The 16,972-nt window shown below is 64.4% G+C and carries 15 protein-coding genes; 10 read left to right on the forward strand and 5 right to left on the reverse strand.

What is annotated here, in order from left to right; translation table 11 throughout:
• Window positions 1-115 precede the first annotated feature (115 nt).
• The gene (locus tag G404_RS0106415) at window positions 116-604 is read left to right on the forward strand and encodes a PaaI family thioesterase (protein ID WP_245584419.1); all 489 of its coding nucleotides are present in this window, start codon (window positions 116-118) and stop codon (window positions 602-604) included.
• 48 nt (window positions 605-652) lie between these two features.
• On the opposite strand, the gene G404_RS0106420 is transcribed toward G404_RS0106415, so the two are convergent.
• On the reverse strand, window positions 653-952 hold the full coding sequence (locus tag G404_RS0106420) for a hypothetical protein (protein ID WP_028640345.1): 300 nt from the start codon (window positions 950-952) through the stop codon (window positions 653-655).
• A gap of 240 nt (window positions 953-1,192) precedes the next feature.
• Here G404_RS0106420 and G404_RS0106425 point away from each other — a divergent pair, with 240 nt between their 5' ends.
• Together G404_RS0106425 and G404_RS18335 are read left to right on the forward strand one after the other, a co-directional pair.
• Window positions 1,193-1,618, forward strand: a complete 426-nt coding sequence (locus G404_RS0106425) for a MarR family winged helix-turn-helix transcriptional regulator (RefSeq protein ID WP_245584420.1) — start codon at window positions 1,193-1,195, stop codon at window positions 1,616-1,618.
• 72 nt (window positions 1,619-1,690) lie between these two features.
• Window positions 1,691-3,241, forward strand: a complete 1,551-nt coding sequence (locus tag G404_RS18335; RefSeq protein ID WP_051280283.1) for a hypothetical protein — start codon at window positions 1,691-1,693, stop codon at window positions 3,239-3,241.
• On the opposite strand, the gene G404_RS0106435 is transcribed toward G404_RS18335, so the two are convergent.
• On the reverse strand, window positions 3,225-3,689 hold the full coding sequence (locus G404_RS0106435; protein WP_028640347.1) for an Lrp/AsnC family transcriptional regulator: 465 nt from the start codon (window positions 3,687-3,689) through the stop codon (window positions 3,225-3,227). The genes G404_RS18335 and G404_RS0106435 overlap by 17 nt on opposite strands.
• Window positions 3,690-3,823: 134 nt before the next feature.
• On the opposite strand from G404_RS0106435, the gene ald reads away from it, so the two are divergent.
• From ald to G404_RS0106450, 3 genes are all read left to right on the forward strand, one after another.
• Window positions 3,824-4,939, forward strand: coding sequence for an alanine dehydrogenase (gene ald, locus G404_RS0106440; protein ID WP_028640348.1), 1,116 nt, complete (start codon window positions 3,824-3,826; stop codon window positions 4,937-4,939).
• A gap of 146 nt (window positions 4,940-5,085) precedes the next feature.
• On the forward strand, window positions 5,086-5,916 hold the full coding sequence (locus G404_RS0106445) for a transporter (protein WP_051280285.1): 831 nt from the start codon (window positions 5,086-5,088) through the stop codon (window positions 5,914-5,916).
• 155 nt (window positions 5,917-6,071) lie between these two features.
• Window positions 6,072-7,796, forward strand: a complete 1,725-nt coding sequence (locus G404_RS0106450; protein ID WP_028640350.1) for an outer membrane beta-barrel protein — start codon at window positions 6,072-6,074, stop codon at window positions 7,794-7,796.
• Between the two features lie 53 nt (window positions 7,797-7,849).
• On the opposite strand, the gene G404_RS0106455 is transcribed toward G404_RS0106450, so the two are convergent.
• On the reverse strand, window positions 7,850-9,736 hold the full coding sequence (locus G404_RS0106455) for an ABC-F family ATP-binding cassette domain-containing protein (protein WP_028640351.1): 1,887 nt from the start codon (window positions 9,734-9,736) through the stop codon (window positions 7,850-7,852).
• Between the two features lie 155 nt (window positions 9,737-9,891).
• Between G404_RS0106455 and G404_RS0106460 the strand changes: the two genes are divergently transcribed.
• Entirely contained in the window at window positions 9,892-10,824 is a 933-nt protein-coding gene (locus G404_RS0106460; protein ID WP_028640352.1) for a LysR family transcriptional regulator, read from the forward strand.
• Here G404_RS0106460 and G404_RS0106465 read toward each other — a convergent pair.
• Together G404_RS0106465 and G404_RS0106470 are read right to left on the reverse strand one after the other, a co-directional pair.
• Window positions 10,821-11,834: an adenosine deaminase gene (locus tag G404_RS0106465; protein WP_028640353.1), complete on the reverse strand. Its 1,014-nt coding sequence runs from the start codon at window positions 11,832-11,834 to the stop codon at window positions 10,821-10,823. The genes G404_RS0106460 and G404_RS0106465 overlap by 4 nt on opposite strands.
• A 16-nt stretch (window positions 11,835-11,850) precedes the next feature.
• On the reverse strand, window positions 11,851-12,789 hold the full coding sequence (locus G404_RS0106470) for a 5'-methylthioadenosine/S-adenosylhomocysteine nucleosidase (protein ID WP_084601067.1): 939 nt from the start codon (window positions 12,787-12,789) through the stop codon (window positions 11,851-11,853).
• A 292-nt stretch (window positions 12,790-13,081) separates the two neighbouring features.
• Between G404_RS0106470 and kdpF the strand changes: the two genes are divergently transcribed.
• From kdpF to kdpB, 3 genes are read left to right on the forward strand one after another with little or no spacing between them, the layout of a single operon-like run.
• On the forward strand, window positions 13,082-13,171 hold the full coding sequence (kdpF, locus tag G404_RS18340) for a K(+)-transporting ATPase subunit F (RefSeq protein WP_036520593.1): 90 nt from the start codon (window positions 13,082-13,084) through the stop codon (window positions 13,169-13,171).
• Between the two features lie 20 nt (window positions 13,172-13,191).
• On the forward strand, window positions 13,192-14,922 hold the full coding sequence (gene kdpA / locus G404_RS0106485) for a potassium-transporting ATPase subunit KdpA (protein ID WP_051280287.1): 1,731 nt from the start codon (window positions 13,192-13,194) through the stop codon (window positions 14,920-14,922).
• 41 nt (window positions 14,923-14,963) lie between these two features.
• Window positions 14,964-16,970, forward strand: coding sequence for a potassium-transporting ATPase subunit KdpB (gene kdpB, locus G404_RS0106490; protein WP_084601069.1), 2,007 nt, complete (start codon window positions 14,964-14,966; stop codon window positions 16,968-16,970).
• Window positions 16,971-16,972 lie beyond the last annotated feature (2 nt).

Raw genomic sequence — 16,972 nt, forward strand, 5'->3', positions numbered from 1 at the left:
GTGTTCGAGCCTGCGAAACAATTGCATCAATTCGTATCAGAACCACCCGCCTTGACGCCGCCCCGGCGACACGCCACCGCGGATCAAACCACCCCGCCCGATGGAGATGCCGCGCGTGACCGAGACCGGAGACCAGACTGCAACCGCGATAGCACCCCTTCCGGGGGCGCCCTTTGCGGGCCGGCTGATCCTGATCGAATCGGGTGAATGGTCGGGCTGGCACAAATGGGCCGGTGTCGATCCGTTCGAAGACCAGACCGGGCCGTTTCATGTGGCGCGCGATGCCGAAGGGATCGTCTGCGGGTTCCGCCCCGGTCCGGGCCACCGCAATGGCCACGGCATGATCCACGGCGGATGCCTGATGACGTTTGCCGATTTCAGCCTGTTCATGCTGGGCGCATCGCACGGCGGCGAAGTCAACGGGGTTACCGTGACGATGAATTGCGAATTCCTTGCCCCGGCACGGGCGGGGCAATTGCTGCTGGCGCGCGGCGAACGCACCGGTGGCGGACGCAGCCTGGTGTTTGCGCGCGGCATGATCACCGCCGACGGCCAGCCGGTGCTAAGCTTTTCGGGCGCGATGAAGCAGTTCGCGCCGCGCTGACCGCGCAAGGGACGACCCCGCCGGGATCGTTCCCTCGCGCAACGGCGTTCAGGCGGTGCGGCTGCCATTCAGCGGAAAGCTGCCGAACATGCCGGCGGTTACCGTGCCCGAGATGGTATCGCCGTCGACCGTCGCCTGACAATCGATCTTCATCGGCATCGGCGACGTGATCTGGTTTGACCAGCTGATGGTGTTGCCATCGACCACGCCGTCGGTGATCTCCAGCGAACCCATCGGTCCGATATTGCTGCCGGTAAAGGCATTGCCGTCGACGGCAACGGTCAGAACCGACTTCTGTTCGCCCATCGGCGTTCTGGTGACGACTTCGTATGTTCCTGCAACCGACATCGCGCTCTCCCGTGACGTATGTTCGTGCACCCACGAACATTGCATGCTTCGCGCTTGCCTACATTGATGTCAACAGCGTGACGATGGCGCCGTTTGATGCGCCTGCATCAATGATTCATGCCGCTGCATGTGTATCTTGATGCAGCCGCATCGATCGACATATCCTGCCCGAAGGTTAACCGATGCATCGGCATGGACCCGCAATTGCCGCGATCACCGGCCGGCGCCATTGTCGGGTGCATGACAACACCCGCTGCCATCACTCTGCTCGCCTGGGATCGCCTGCTTGGTGCGGGCGCCCGCGCGTTGCGCACCGCCAGGGCCGAATTGAAACGCGCCGGGCTGCCGCCGCTGGAATGGTATGATATTCTGGTGGCGCTCGACCGGCGCGGCGCGATGCGCCCGCGCGATCTGCAGCGCGTGCTGGACATCGAACAGTACAACCTGTCGCGCCTGCTGGCGCGGATGCAGCGCGCCGGCCTGGTCACGGTCGCGCCGTGCCTGTCGGATGGTCGCGGGCAGATTGTCGCGCTGACCGAGGCGGGCGTTGCGTGCCGAACCGCGATGTGGCCCGCCTATGCCGCAGCGATTCACGGCTCGATCGAAGCCCCGCTCGAACCCGACGAACGAATCCACCTGGCCGGCATGCTGCAAAAGATCGCCTGACCGCGCAAATGCCGCTTGCCTGCGGCCTCGACCTGCGTTTAATCGTTCGCTTAAGCTCAGGACAGGCCCGCCATGACCCAGACCGATTATTCTGCGTTCGACCCGCGCACCCCCGTTATCGTCGGCGTCGGCCAGTCGGTCGAACGGATCGAGGACCCCGGCTACAGCGGCCTGAGCGCGGCCGATCTGGCGGCGCGCGCCGCACAGGCCGCGCTGGATGACAGCGGCATTGCCGATCGCGCGCGGGCGTTGGTGCGGGTCGTGGGCGCGGTGCGCACATTCGAGGATTCCAACGCCGCGCCTTCGCCCTTTGGCAAGCCCGACAAGTTTCCGCTGGCGGTTGCACGGCGGCTGGGCATCACGCCGGCCAGGGCCGTGCTCGACAAAGTCGGTGGCCAATCGCCGGTGACGATCCTGATGGCGATGGGCGAAGCGATCCGCAGCGGCGAAACCGACGCCGCGCTGATCTTTGGCGCCGAAGCGATGTCGAGCGCGCGGCACCTGTCGGCCCGCGGCGAAACCCGCGACTGGGCCGAAACCGATGCCGGCGCGATCGAGGACCTGGGCCTTGGAGTCAAAGGGCTGTTGTCGCCGCTGGCGATAGCCCACGGCGTGGTGTCACCGCCGGTGGCCTATGCGCTGATGGAAAACGCGCGCCGGGCCCGGCTCGGGCTGGACCAGGCGGCTTATGCACAGGCGATGGGCGACCTGTTCGCGCCGTTTTCGCATATCGCCGCGGCCAATCCCTACAGCAGCGCCGCCGCGCCGGCACTGTCTGCGCACGACATTGCCACGCCCACCGCGCGCAACCGGATGGTAACCGATCCCTACACGATCAAGCTCGTCGCGCGCGATCAGGTCAACCAGGGCGCGGCGGTCGTGCTGATGGGCCTGGGCGCAGCGCTTGCTGCGGGGATTGCGCCGTCGCGCATGACGTTCGTCCATTCCGCCACGCTTGCCAACGAAAAGGACATTCTGGCGCGCCCGGCGATCGACGCCTATCCCGCCGCCAATGCCGCGATTGCCGCCGCGCTGGACATTGCTGAAACAACCATCGCCGATTGCACCGCGTTCGATTTCTACAGCTGCTTTCCCATTCCGGTGTTCAACACTGCGATCGATGCCTTGGGCCTTGCGCCCGACGATCCGCGCGGGCTGACGGTAACCGGCGGGCTGCCCTATTTCGGCGGTGCGGGAAACAACTATTCGATGCATGCCGTGGCCAGCATGGTCGAACGGCTGCGCACGATCGGCGGCACCGGCCTGGTTGGCGCCAATGGCGGTTTTCAGTCCAAATATGCAGCGCTGGTGCTGTCAGGCGATCCGGCGCCGTGGCGTCCGCTGGCGCACGATGCGATCCAGGCGGTGCTCGATGCGGTGCCCGATGTTGTGCCGGTGGACCGCGCACAAGGGCACGGTATCGTCGAAACCTGTACCGTGTGGCGCAGCAAAGGCGAACCTTCGCGCGCCATCGCCATCGGTCGCATGACCGATGGCGGGCGGTTCATTGCCACCGCGGCCGATGACGCCGCCCTGCTCCACGCCGCCAATACCGACCTGATCGGCGCATCGGTCGAATTGGCGTGGGATGGCAGCGCGAACCGGTTTAGCGCAGCCGGCTGACCGGATAGCCCTCCATTCGCTTGATCCGGCGCAGCGAAAACGACGATCGCATTGCCGACACCCCGGGCAGGCGCGCCAGGCAATCGCGGTGGATCGTGTCGTAATCGGCCAGATCCGCCGCCGCGACGCGCAACAGATAATCCGCACTGCCGCTCATCAGGTGGCATTCAAGGATATCGTCGAAATCGCCCACCGCGCGTTCGAACCGGTCCATCGCCTCGCGGCTCTGGCTGGTCAGAGTGATTTCGACAAAGACCTCGACGGTCAGGCCCAGCCGACGCGAATCCACCCGCGCGGCGTATCCGGCGATCAGGCCCTGCTCCTCCAGCGCCTTGATCCGGCGATGGCAGGCCGATGGCGACAGCGACACCAGCTCGCCCAGATCGGCCACCGAGCGCGACGAATCGCGTTGCAACGCTTCAAGCAGATTGCGATCCGTGCGATCCATGAAAATTTATCCCGCCTTTTGCCTATAAATCGGGATATCATTGCACGCAGGGTCGCCACAAGCGCAAAATCGGGGAATTCATTGCGCCAATGCAGGTCTATCCTGCATCAAACATCGCGACAGGAGAGCGACCCATGCGCATCGGCACCGTCACCGAAATCAAGAACCACGAATATCGTGTGGGGCTGACCCCTGAATCGGCGCGCGAACTGGTCGCGCATGGTCACGACGTCTGGGTTCAGACCGGTGCAGGCCTGGGCATTGGCGCCAGCGATGCCGCCTATGAAGCTGCAGGCGCGGTGATCAAGCCCGATGCCGCAACGATCTTTGCCGCATGCGAAATGATCGTGAAGGTCAAGGAACCGCAGGCGGTCGAACGCGCGCAGCTGCGCCAGGGCCAGGTGCTGTATACCTATCTGCACCTTGCCCCCGATCCCGAACAGACCGCAGATCTGGTGAAGTCGGGCGTAACCGCGATCGCCTATGAAACCGTGACCGGCCCCGGCCGCAGCCTGCCCCTGCTCAAACCGATGAGCCAGGTGGCCGGGCGCATGGCGATCCAGGCGGGCGCCACTGCGCTGGAAAAGGCGCATGGCGGACGCGGCGTGCTGCTGGGCGGCGTGCCCGGTGTGGCCCCGGGCAAAGTCGTGGTGATCGGCGGCGGCGTGGTCGGGTTCAACGCCGCGCAGATGGCGGTGGGCCTTGGCGCCGATGTAACCATCCTCGACCGCGATCCCGAAGTGCTGGAAAAGCTCGACAACCATTTCGAAGGCCGCGCCAGCACGATCTATTCGGGCAAGGCCACGCTGGCCGCGCTGGTCGCCGATGCCGATCTGGTGATCGGCGCGGTGCTGATCCCCGGCGCCGCGGCACCCAAGCTGGTCACGCGCGACATGCTGGCGACAATGCGGCCGGGCGCAGTGCTGGTCGATGTCGCGATCGACCAGGGCGGCTGTTTCGAAACCAGCCACGCCACCACCCATGCGGAACCGACCTATGTGGTCGACAACGTGGTGCATTATTGCGTGGCCAACATGCCCGGCGGCGTGGCGCGCACCAGCACGTATGCGCTGAACAATGTCACCCTTCCCCACGCCCTGCGCATCGCCAACATGGGTTGGCAGGCCGCGCTCAAGGCGGACCCGCACCTTGCCGCGGGCCTGAACGTGCACGACGGCAAAGTGACGTATGAAGCCGTGGCAAGCGAACTGGGCTATCCCTACACCCCCGTCGCCGACGTGCTGGGCTGATCGTCGCGCAGCGGCCATCCCCCCGCGCACGGGGAATGGCCGCTGCATCCGGTGTTGGTCATTCACGGGGTTTCCCAACCCGGTGGCTGGTTATAAGACACAGCGGACCGGCCGACCTGACCGGGGTGACAGGCGGGATTTTGCGCGTGAACTATACCCTGATGGTGGCAATCAGCGTTCTGTCCGCTGACCAGGTTCTTGCGCAATCCGGCGGTGATGCCACCGCGTTGCCCCCCGCGCCCGCGCCGACGCCGATCTGCACCGATCGCCCGACGCATTCCAATTTTGCCTGCACCGTTCCCGATGGCGGGGTTCAGATCGAAGCAGACGCCATCAACTGGTCACGCCGCTCGCTGGATGGCACCACCACCGACATCGTGCTGTTTACCAACCCCACCGTAAAATATGGTCTGTCGGGCTCGACCGATGTCGAAGTGAACTGGGCGCCTTACGCCAGCGTGCACACGCATCGCCCGGCGGGTTCGTCGACCACGGTGGATGGAACGGGTGACGTGATCTTGCGCTTCAAACAGCGCCTGACGGCCGCCGATGCCAAACTGACCTTTTCGATGGTGCCGTTTGTCAAGGCACCGACCGCGCGCGCAGGTATCGGCAATGGCCAGTGGGAAGGCGGGCTGATCGGGGCGACAAACTACCAGTTGACCCCCACGTTGCTGCTGACGCTTGATCCCGAACTTGACGTGCGCGCGGATGCATCGGCCCCGTCGCGGCGCCATCTGGCCATGCAGCAGCTGATCAATCTTGGCTGGTCAGCCACGCCACGACTGACGCTCTATGGCGAAGTCTGGACCGACCAGGATTACGATCCGGCCGGAACGACGCGGCAATTTTCTGCCGATTTCGCAATCGCCTGGCTGCTGCGCCCCAAACTGCAGCTTGATGCGGGAACCAATCTGGGTCTGAACCGCGCGACACCCGGCACGCAGGTTTATCTGGGCGTGTCGGCGCTGTTCTGAAATCAGGGCAGACCTTTATGAAACCATTACCTTTTGTCCATGCAATCGCCTTTGCACCTTAAGCCGACTGCGGCCTAACCGCTTTGCACTGGCACGGCCCGTCAGGCGCACGATCGCAACGCGCAGGACGGATCGCCAAGACGAAGGGTGATCCCATGACAATATTTGCCAGCCGGTTTGTTGCCGGGCTGATTTTGATCGATGCGCTTGGCCTTGGCGGGGTCGATGCGGCACAGGCTGACCAACCGGCCGCACCTGCCGAAGACGCATCGCCCGCACCGGCAGCACCACCGGCCGCGCCGGCCACAATCACCGATAAATCGCTCGGCACCAGCGTGATCGGGCGTTTCTTCAACTATCAGGCCGCCGAATGGGGCAAGGCCGCCTCGCCGCTGGAAACCGACCCCAACGCGCCGGTGTCACGGCGCACCGACTGGGCCCCGGCGCCGGTCACCGCCCCGCCCTATCCGTTTACCGACTGGCCCTATGGCGGCTCGGAACTGATGGGCGCCACGCGCCCAAGTTCGGTGGACAGCCCCTTGATGGTGGCGATTGCCGACACCGGGCTGGGCAAGGCCATGGCCGGTGCGCATATCCAGATGTACGGCTGGGTGGACGTGGGCGGCAATATTTCGACCAGCCATGTCCACCAGGGCAATCAGCCGGCGGCTTATGCCTATGCACCCAACACGGTTCAGCTGGATCAGGCCGTGCTCTACATCGAACGCACACCCGATACGGTGCAAAGCGATCATGTCGACTGGGGCTTTCGCGTGTCGGGAATTTATGGCTCGGATTATCGCTATACCGCGTCGCGCGGATTTCTGGTTGATCGCGGGCTGTTTCAAAAGAACAAGATCAACGGTTTTGACATGCCGATGATCTATGGCGAAGTGTTCGTGCCCAAGATCGCCCAGGGGCTGCTGATCCGTATCGGCCGCTATATCTCGTTGCCCGACATCGAGGCGCAACTGGCTCCCAACAACTATATGTACAGCCATTCGCTGACCTACACTTTCGACAATTACACCAACGAAGGGGTCCAGTTGACTTTGGCCGCGACCAAGAACCTGTTTCTGCAACTCGGGGTCAGCATGGGTTCGGACACCGCGCTGTGGAACGCCAACAAGCGGCTGCCGAATGCGACGTATGGCCAGTCGCTACCCTATGGCACCGATGCCTCGGGCAACACGCTTTATACCACCAACACGCTGTTCCCCGGCGCCACGTTCAAGACCGATCCCGGCGCGGTGCCGTCGATCACCGCCTGCGTGCGCTATCAGTCAAGCTCGGCCCGCGACAATGTCTATGTCTGTGCCGACGCGATCAACCACGGCACCTGGGGCTATAACAACCTGCAGTGGTTTGGGGTGACGTATTACCACAAGTTCACCCGCAACACCCATGTGGCGTTCGAAAGTTATTATCTTTACCAAAAGAACGTGGTCAACGTCGATGCCGGATCGCCCGGGCTGGCCATTTTCAGCGCCGGCGGCACCCCGTTCAGCCCGCAGTTCTACCTGTTCAACGGCCCCAACGGCGCGCAATGCAACGACGTGAACGCAGTGTCATGCACAGCCAAAGTCTATACCGCGCTGGCCTACTGGAACTGGCAGCCCTCGCCGTTGGACAACCTGTCGTTGCGCACCGAATACTACAACGATGAACAGGGCCAGCGTACCGGCACCAAATCGCGGTATTACGAAGTGGGCATCGGCTGGCAGCACTGGCTTTCACCCCAGATCGAACTGCGCCCCGAAGTCACCTATTACCGCTCGCTCGATGGCAATGCGTTCAACAACGATTTTTCAACCGGGAACACCGCATTTGCCAAAAACCATCAACTGATGGCGGCAGGCGACGTGATCATCCATTTCTGACCTGCCACGGTTGCGGCACAGCGGGTTTGCCCCGATGTGCCGCACACATCGCCCTACCCGCCCTGCCCTTCGGCAAAGGCCAGGTCATAGGCTTCGCTCAGGCCCATCCAGCTCGCCTCGATCTCTTCAAGCTTTGACGCGGCCAGACCGCGCCGGCGCGACAGTTCGCCCATCGGCAGTTTGGCCAGTTCGCCGGTGGCGCGCGCCGGTTCGAACATCGCGCGGTCCAACGCATTGATTTCGGCCTGCAGCTTGGCGATCTGGGATTCGGCGTCGATCACCTTCTTTTTGATCCCGCGCAGCTGTTCGCGCAATTGGGCATTGGCCTTGCGATCGGCCTTGGCGCCCGATTTCGATTTTTCGCCCTCGCCCTTGGGCTGGTTCCGGCCGAGCACGAAATCGATGTAATCGTCCATCGCCCCGTCAAACGCGAGCGCGGTGCCGTTGTCGACCAGCACCAGCCGGTCGGCGGTCAGTTCGACCATGTGCCGATCGTGGCTGATCAGGATCACCGCACCCTTGTAGGTGTTCAACGCCTGCACCAGCGCCTCGCGCGCGTCGACGTCAAGGTGGTTGGTCGGCTCGTCCAGGATCAGCAGGTGCGGCGCATCGCGGGTGACCAGCGCCAGCGCAAGACGCGCACGTTCACCCCCCGACAGCGTGCGGATCTCGGCAGTGGCGCGCCCCCCGGAAAAGCCGAAGCGGCCCAGCTGGCTGCGCACTTTCTGTGGCGTTGCGCCGGGCATGGCGCGCTGCATATGGATCAGCGGGGTGGCATCGCCGGCCAGTTCCTCGACCTGGTACTGGGTGAAATAGCCCACGCGCATCTTGGTGCTGGTGCTCATCGCGCCTTCCATCGCGGGCAATTGCGCGGCCAGCAGGCGCGCCAGCGTGGTCTTGCCATTGCCGTTGCGGCCCAGCAGCGCGATCCGGTCATCGGGATCGATGCGCAAGTTCAGCCGGCGCAGGATCGGTTTTTCGCCATAGCCGACGCTGGCCAGATCGAGCGTGATCAGCGGCGGGCGCAATTCGTCGGGATCGGGAAAATCAAAGCTGAGCGAGGGATCTTCGCTCAATGCCGCGATCGGCTCCATCTTGGCCAGCATCTTGGCACGCGCCTGCGCCTGGCGCGCGGTCGAGGCGCGCGCGCTGTTGCGCGCGACATAGTCGGCCAGTTTGGCGCGCTGCGCATCCTGCGCCGCGGCAAACGAGGCAGCCTGTGCCGCGCGTTCGGCGCGCTGACGTTCAAACGCGTCATAGGCGCCGGGATAAAGCGTCAGCTTGCCACCCTGCAAATGCAGGATGTGATCGACCACGGTGTTAAGCAGATCGCGTTCGTGGCTGATGATCAGCAGCGTTGCGGGATAGGATTTGAGAAAGTTTTCCAGCCACAGCGTGGCTTCGAGATCGAGGTGGTTCGACGGTTCGTCGAGCAGCAGCACATCGGGTTCGGAAAACAGCAGCGCACCCAGCGCCACGCGCATCTTCCACCCGCCTGAAAACGAATCGAGCGGCTGGCCCTGCGCCACCTCGTCAAAGCCCAGACCCGACAGGATGCGCGCGGCACGCGCCGGCGCCGTATAGGCATCGATCGCGATCAGCCGTTCGTGGATATCGCCCAGCAGGTTCGGATCGTGTTCGGTTTCTGACCGGGCAAGCAGGTCGGCGCGCTCGACATCGGCGGCCAGCACGGTTTCGAACGGCGTTGCGGTACCATTGGGCGCTTCCTGCGCGATATAGCCCAGCCGGCACCCGCGTGGCATGTCGACCGATCCGGCATCGGGATCGATCTCGCCGATCAGCGTCTTGACCAAGGTAGACTTGCCCGCGCCATTGCGCCCGACCAGCCCCACTTTGCCACGCGGCGGAATGGCCGCACTGGCCCCGGCAATGATATCGCGCCCGCCCAGGCGCACGGTCAGGTTTGAAATGCTCAGCATGGGCGCCGCATAGAGCATTGCGCAAAAAAGTGGGTACCGGTTTTTTGCTTTTTGCAATGCGGTGTCAAAAAACCCGCATTCCAGCAAGGAACTTGACGGCGCGCGCAAGAATGCAATCCCTTTGCGCAACCATTGCCCTTCCGAAAGCGATCCCGATGCCTGCGTTTTCGCGTTTCCTGCGTTACTTCATGGTGGTCGGGCGTCTCGGTTCGATCCGCCGTGCCGCTGAAGAGCTGAATGTGTCGGCCTCGGCGATCGATCGGCAGATCCTGAATGTGGAGGCCGATCTTGGCATGCCGCTGTTCGAACGCCTGCCCACCGGGCTGCGCCTGACCGCGGCGGGCGAAGTGCTGATGGCGGCGGGCGGGCGCTGGCAAAAGAACCTCGCCGATGTGCGCGCCCAGATCGAGGATCTGCGCGGCCTCAAACGCGGGCATGTCGATATCGCGGTGATCGATGCGCTCGCCAAGGGGCATGTGCCCGCTGTCCTGCATTCGCTGCAAGAGCGGTATCCCGGCATATCCATCGGCATCAAGGTCCATGGCAATGACATCGTGCGCCGGATGGTGGCCGATGGCGAAGTGGATCTGGCGATCATGTTCGAACCGCAATCGTACCGCGATCTGACCGTCAGGGCCTTTGTCGATGTCGTGCTCGGCTTCGTGGTCCCGCCCCGGCATCCACTGGCACAGCACCGCGAAACGCGTTTTTCATCGTGTGCCGGCATGCCCGTGATCGCGCCTGACCGTCCGCTGGCGGTCAGTCAGCAGATCGAGGTGCTCGAAGCCACCAATTCGGTGGCACTCGACCGGCGGGCGACGTCCGACAACATCCAGATGATCGTGTCGCTGGTCATGCAGGGCATCGGCGTGGGCATGCTGACCTCGCTCGATGTCGCCACCGAAGTGCAGCGCGGCCTGCTGTCGTTCGTCCGCCTGACCGACCCGGTGCTGCGCCCGATGACCCTGGCATTGTGCACCGCCACGGCCCGCACCCCGTCGCATGCCGCCGGGATCGTGCTGGGCGAACTGGAAGCCGGCTTTGCGCAACTGGGCTATCCCGCCGCGCATCGGGTGCCCGGCGTCTAGCCGCGCGCCGCCACCGCATCCAGCCGCGCACAATGCGCCGCAATCGCCTCGGGTGGCAGAAACGACCCCGTCAGGCTGTTGCGCGCCAGTTGCACCAGGTCGCCGCGTGACAGCCCGCGCGCGTGGGCCACGGCGCGATAATTGTCGGCGATATAGCCGCCGAAATAGGCCGGATCGTCCGAATTGATCGTGACCTTCAACCCCAGCGCCAGCATGCGGTCAATCGGGTGGTCGGCCAGATCGCCCACCACGCACAGCTTCAGGTTTGACAGCGGACAGACCGTCAGCGTCATTCCGCTTGCGACCAGCCGTGCCACCAGGTCCGCATCCTCCAATGCGCGATTGCCGTGATCGATGCGATCGACGTGCAGCGCATCGAGCGCGCCGGTCACATAGGCGGGCGGCCCTTCTTCGCCGGCATGGGCCACACGTTTCAGGCCGCGCGCGGCGGCGGCGGCAAACACGCGGGCAAACTGTTCGGGCGGATGTCCCAGTTCGGACGAATCGAGGCCCACGGCGGTGATCCGGTGCAGCCAGGGATCTGCCTGTGCCAACGTGGCAAAGGCGTCCGCCTCGCTCAGGTGGCGCAGGAAACTCATGATCAGGCGGCTGGTCAGGCCATGACGCGCATGGGCCTCGGCCATCGCCGAAAGCAGCCCTTCGATCACTTCGGCAAACGCCACGCCGCGCATCGTGTGCGTCTGCGGGTCGAACATGATTTCGGCATGCACCACGCCATCGCCCGCGGCGCGATCGAAATAGGCCATGGCCAGATCGTGAAAATCGGCGCGGGTCAGCAGGACAGCCGCGCCCGCGTAATAAATATCGAGGAAATCCTGCAGATTGCCAAAGTCATAGGCCGCACGCACCGCCTCGACACTGTCATAGGGCAATGCCACGCCGTTGCGACGCGCCAGCGCAAACATCAACTCGGGCTCAAGGCTGCCCTCGATATGCAGGTGCAACTCGGCCTTGGGCAGCGCCACGATGAAACGGTCAAGATCGGTCATCGGCGAAAATCATCCCTCAGTCGGGCAAGGCCGCAAGATAGCCGCGCACGACGCGTGCCGAATTGATCGAGGCCAGTTGCATGAACGTGTCCATGCGATTGGCATCGGCATCGCCGCCGGCCAGGTCCGACAGGCTGCGGAACACGATCGCCGGCACGCGGTTGGCATAGGCCACCTGGATCACGCTGGCGCTTTCCATATCGAGCACGCGCGCATGCCACGCGGTGAACAGATATTCGCGAAATGCGGCGTTGTCGGCATAGATACCAGCTGTCACCCCGGTGCCCCCGACGACAATCCGCGGGGGCCGCGGCAGGCATTGCGCATGCCCCGCCACATCGACACAGGCCGACAGCGTCAGCCCCGGCACCACCTTGCGCGCCAGCGCGACCAGCGCCGGATCGGCAGGAATCGTGAACAACCGCTGTGGCGGGGCATCGGCGCGTGCGACCGTTGTGCCGCGCGGAAAGATGAAGTTCCAGTTTGGCGCCGCCCCGGCAAAGCGTTCGGGCGGTTTCCAGCCCTGCGGCGTGGCACGCGCGAACGACGCCTCGAGATACTGACCCCAGTCTTCGGGCACGATCACATCGCCGATCGCCAGCGTCGGATCAACGCCACCCGCGATGCCCGAAAACACGATGCGGCGCACCGCGAACCGATCGATCACCAGTTGCGTGGTCATCGCGGCATTGACCACGCTGACCCCGCTTTTGAGCAGGACCACCGGTTTGCCATCGAGCAAGCCCGTGACGATGCTGCTGCCGTTCACCATATGGGTCTGCGCATGATCGACCAGACCGGACAAGGCATCGAATTCGGGGCCGAACGCGGTCATCACCACCGTGCGCGGCGTCGCGTCGATCCGCTGCGCCTGCGCCGGATTGCCCACGACCAGCGTCGCGATCAACAGGCACGCGCGGATCGAAACGGCAAGGCAAAGGCGATGAACGATCATGATCGCCCATCCATGCCCGCAAAGCGGCCAGTGATCCACCGCTATGATGCGAACGGCCCGCCGCAAAATCCCGCGCACCGCCCGCGGCGCGACATTACGACTTCTTAATGCCGCGCCGGCGCTTCGCCGTAGAACCTTAATCGGGGTTCGGGCCAATGCCGCCGGGTAATCACGATGCACAGGAGCAACGCCGTGCCCGATCTGACCTGGCTGGCGGTGCTCGCCGGCCTGACCCTGCTGACACTGGGCTTTGTCCGGCTGTGCGATGCATCATGACCGGAGTGTGCCTGGCATGACCCCTGCGCTTGTTCTGGCCGGCCTGACCGCGCTGGGCCTTCTGGCCTATCTCGTCATCGCGCTGCTGAACCCCGAAAAATTCTGACGCGAAACGGACCTGCTGTGATGATTTCGACAGACCTGACCCAGGGCACAACCCCAACCGGCTGGGGGCTGATCCTGCTGTTTGTGGCGATCTGCGTGGCACTGGCCAAGCCTGTGGGACTATGGCTGTTTGCGCTGTATGAAGGGCGCGATACGCCATTGTCGCGGGTGCTCGGACCGGTGGAACGGGGCATCTATCGTCTGGGCGGGATCGACCCGGCGCGCGAACAGACGTGGCGCGACTATGCGTTGGCGATGCTGCTGTTCCAGATCGTCACCGCGATCGCCACCTATACCCTGCTGCGCCTGCAGGGCATGCTGCCGCTCAATCCGCGCGGCCTGTCGGGTCTGTCGCCCGATCTGGCGATGAACACCGCGATCAGTTTTGCCACCAATACCAATTGGCAGGCCTATGCCGGCGAAGCCACGCTGTCGAACCTGTCGCAGATGCTGGCGCTGGTGCCGCACAATTTTCTGTCGGCGGCCACCGGGATCGCGGTCGCCTTTGCGCTGTTTCGCGGCTTTGCCCGGCGGCAGACCCGGTTCATCGGCAATTTCTGGGCGGACCTGGTGCGCGTGACGCTGTATCTGCTGGTGCCGCTGGCGGTGGTCTTTGCCCTGGTGCTGGTGGCAGGCGGCGTGCCGCAGACGCTGGCCAGCAGCATCGATGCAACGACGGTCGAAGGTGCGCACCAGACGCTGATCGTGGGTCCGATCGCCAGCCAGGAGGCGATCAAGATGGTCGGCACCAACGGCGGCGGGTTCTTCAATGCCAATTCGGCGCATCCGTTTGAAAACCCCGGCGCGCTGGTCAATTTCCTGCAGATGCTGTCGATCTTCGTGATCGGCATTGGCCTGACCTGGTGCTTTGGCAAGGCGGTGGGCGACACGCGCCAGGGCTGGGCCATTCTGGCCGCCATGCTGATCCTGTTCACCGCCGGCACCGCGATCGTCTATTGGGCCGAAGCGGGCGGCAATCCTTTGTTGCACCATGCAGGGCTGGCCGGCGCAAACCTCGAAGGCAAGGAGGTGCGCTTTGGCACCGCGGCCAGCGCGCTGTTCGCGGCGGTAACCACCGCGGCCAGCTGCGGGGCGGTCAATGCCATGCACGACAGCTTTACACCGCTGGGGGGCCTGATCCCGCTGTTCAATATCGAACTGGGCGAAGTCGTCGTCGGCGGGGTCGGTTCGGGCATCTATGGGTTTCTGCTGTTTGCGCTGCTCGCGGTGTTCATTGCCGGGCTGATGGTCGGCCGCACGCCCGAATATGTCGGCAAAAAGATCGAATCGCGCGAGGTAAAGCTGGCCGTGCTGGCCATTGTCGTGCTGCCGGTGTGCATCCTGGGCGGCACCGCGCTGGCCAGCGTGCTGGCCGACGGGCTGGCGGGCCCCGCCAACAAGGGTCCGCACGGGTTTACCGAGATCCTCTATGCCTTTACCTCGGCCACCGGCAACAATGGCTCGGCCTTTGCCGGGCTCAACGCCAATTCGCCGTTTTATAACGGCATGCTGGCCGTGGCGATGTGGATCGGGCGGTTTTTCGTGATGGTGCCGGTGCTGGCGATTGCCGGATCGCTGGCGCAGAAAAAGCACACGCCCGCGTCTGCCGGATCGTTCCCCACCACCGGTCCGCTGTGGATCGGCCTGCTGGTTGCGATCGTGCTGGTGGTTGGCGGGCTGACCTTTCTGCCCGCGCTTGCGCTGGGGCCGATCGCCGAACACCTGGCGATGCTGGCCGGCACGACCTTCTGATCGGGAACAAGCCCACGATGTCGACCCAGACCCCCTCTTCGATGTTTGCGCCTGCGCTGGTGATCCCCGCGTTGGCAGAGGCGTTGCGCAAGCTTGCGCCGCGCCAGCTGATCCACAATCCGGTGATGTTCACCACTGCGGTCGTGGCTCTGTTGCTGACCGTCCTGCTGTTTGTAAACGAAAGCCACCTTGCACTGGGGTTTCAGCTGCAGCTGATCGTGTGGCTGTGGCTGACCGTGCTGTTCGGCACCTTTGCCGAGGCGCTGGCCGAAGGGCGCGGCCGCGCCCAGGCTGCCAGTTTGCGCGCCACGCGCAGCGAACTGTCGGGCAAACGGCTGAAAGGCCAAGGCGATGCTTATGACGTGGTCCCCGCCAGCACGCTCGCCAAGGACGACGTCGTACTGGTCGAAACCGGTGACCTGATCCCCGCCGATGGCGAAGTGGTGCTGGGCGTGGCCTCGGTCAACGAAGCCGCGATCACCGGCGAATCCGCGCCTGTCATCCGCGAAGCAGGCGGCGATCGCAGCGCGGTCACCGCCGGCACCCGGGTGATTTCGGACCAAATCCATGTGCGCGTGACGCAGGAACCCGGCCAGGGCTTTCTCGACCGGATGATCGCACTGGTCGAAGGCGCGCAACGCCAGAAAACCCCCAACGAGATCGCACTGACCATTCTGCTTGTCGGACTGACGATCATCTTTCTGATCGCGGTGTCGACCATTCCGGCGCTGGCCGCCTATGCCGGCGGCAAGATCGCCATTGCCGTGCTGGCGGCGCTGCTGATCACGCTGATCCCGACCACGATCGCAGCCCTGCTGTCGGCCATCGGCATTGCCGGCATGGACCGGCTGGTGCGGTTCAACGTGCTGGCCAAATCCGGCCGCGCGGTCGAGGCGGCGGGCGATATCGACGTGCTGTTGCTCGACAAGACCGGCACGATCACTGTCGGCGACCGCGCCGCGTGCGAATTCCGCCCGTTGCCGGGTATCGACATGACCGATCTGGCCGGCGCTGCATTCTATGCCAGCCTGGCCGACGAAACCCCCGAGGGCCGCAGCGTGGTCGTGCTGGCGCGCGAACGCTACGCGATGGCCGGCACGCTGCCCGCCGATGCCGAGATCATCCCCTTTACCGCGCAGACCCGGATTTCGGGGGTGAAGACCGCAACCCGGCTGATCCAGAAGGGGGCGATCGATTCGATCATCCGCGCCAACCCGCAGGCGGGCGATAGCGCCGCGGCCGAACTGAAGCGCAATGCCGAGGAAATCGCCCGGCTGGGCCAGACCCCGCTGGGTGTCGCCGAAAACGGCCGTCTGCTGGGCGTGGTGGCGTTGAAGGACGTGATCAAGGCCGGTGTGCGCGAACGCTTTGGCGAATTGCGCCGCATGGGCATCCGCACGGTGATGATCACCGGCGACAATCCGCTGACCGCGGCCGCGATTGCCGCCGAAGCCGGAGTCGACGATTTTCTGGCCGAGGCCACGCCCGAGGACAAGCTGGCGCTGATCCGCAAGGAACAGCAGGGCGGACGGCTGGTGGCAATGTGCGGCGATGGCACCAATGATGCCCCCGCACTGGCACAGGCCGATGTCGGCGTGGCGATGAACACTGGCACCCAGGCCGCGCGCGAAGCGGGCAACATGGTCGATCTCGACAGCGACCCGACCAAGCTGATCGAAATTGTCGGGCTGGGCAAACAGCTGCTGATGACGCGCGGCGCCTTGACCACGTTTTCGGTCGCCAACGATGTTGCCAAATATTTTGCGATCATCCCGGCGATGTTTGTCGTGCTTTACCCCGGGCTGCGCGCGCTCAACGTGATGCACCTGGGCAGCCCGCAAAGCGCGATCCTGTCGGCGATCATTTTCAACGCATTGATTATCCCGACGCTCGTGCCGCTGGCGCTGAGGGGGGTGACCTATCGCCCGGCCGGGGCGGGCACTTTGCTGGCGCGCAATCTGGCGATCTATGGCGCGGGCGGCCTGCTGGCCCCGTTCATCGGGATCAAGGCAATCGATCTTGCCGTCAGCGCCCTGCACCTTGCGTAAGG

This window comes from Novosphingobium acidiphilum DSM 19966, assembly GCF_000429005.1.
Lineage (GTDB): Bacteria > Pseudomonadota > Alphaproteobacteria > Sphingomonadales > Sphingomonadaceae > Novosphingobium > Novosphingobium acidiphilum.

What these genes read in the sequence shown, in the direction of transcription:
- ald (WP_028640348.1), top strand. Translation starts at nt 3,824, where the DNA reads ATGCGCATCGGCACCGTCACCGAAATCAAGAACCACGAATATCGTGTG.
- G404_RS0106460 (WP_028640352.1), top strand. Translation starts at nt 9,892, where the DNA reads ATGCCTGCGTTTTCGCGTTTCCTGCGTTACTTCATGGTGGTCGGGCGT.
- G404_RS0106420 (WP_028640345.1), bottom strand. Translation starts at nt 952, where the DNA reads ATGTCGGTTGCAGGAACATACGAAGTCGTCACCAGAACGCCGATGGGC.
- G404_RS18335 (WP_051280283.1), top strand. Translation starts at nt 1,691, where the DNA reads ATGACCCAGACCGATTATTCTGCGTTCGACCCGCGCACCCCCGTTATC.
- G404_RS0106450 (WP_028640350.1), top strand. Translation starts at nt 6,072, where the DNA reads ATGACAATATTTGCCAGCCGGTTTGTTGCCGGGCTGATTTTGATCGAT.
- G404_RS0106425 (WP_245584420.1), top strand. Translation starts at nt 1,193, where the DNA reads ATGACAACACCCGCTGCCATCACTCTGCTCGCCTGGGATCGCCTGCTT.
- G404_RS0106470 (WP_084601067.1), bottom strand. Translation starts at nt 12,789, where the DNA reads ATGATCGTTCATCGCCTTTGCCTTGCCGTTTCGATCCGCGCGTGCCTG.
- kdpB (WP_084601069.1), top strand. Translation starts at nt 14,964, where the DNA reads ATGTTTGCGCCTGCGCTGGTGATCCCCGCGTTGGCAGAGGCGTTGCGC.
- G404_RS0106455 (WP_028640351.1), bottom strand. Translation starts at nt 9,736, where the DNA reads ATGCTGAGCATTTCAAACCTGACCGTGCGCCTGGGCGGGCGCGATATC.
- G404_RS0106435 (WP_028640347.1), bottom strand. Translation starts at nt 3,689, where the DNA reads ATGGATCGCACGGATCGCAATCTGCTTGAAGCGTTGCAACGCGATTCG.
- G404_RS0106465 (WP_028640353.1), bottom strand. Translation starts at nt 11,834, where the DNA reads ATGACCGATCTTGACCGTTTCATCGTGGCGCTGCCCAAGGCCGAGTTG.
- kdpF (WP_036520593.1), top strand. Translation starts at nt 13,082, where the DNA reads ATGACCCCTGCGCTTGTTCTGGCCGGCCTGACCGCGCTGGGCCTTCTG.
- kdpA (WP_051280287.1), top strand. Translation starts at nt 13,192, where the DNA reads ATGATTTCGACAGACCTGACCCAGGGCACAACCCCAACCGGCTGGGGG.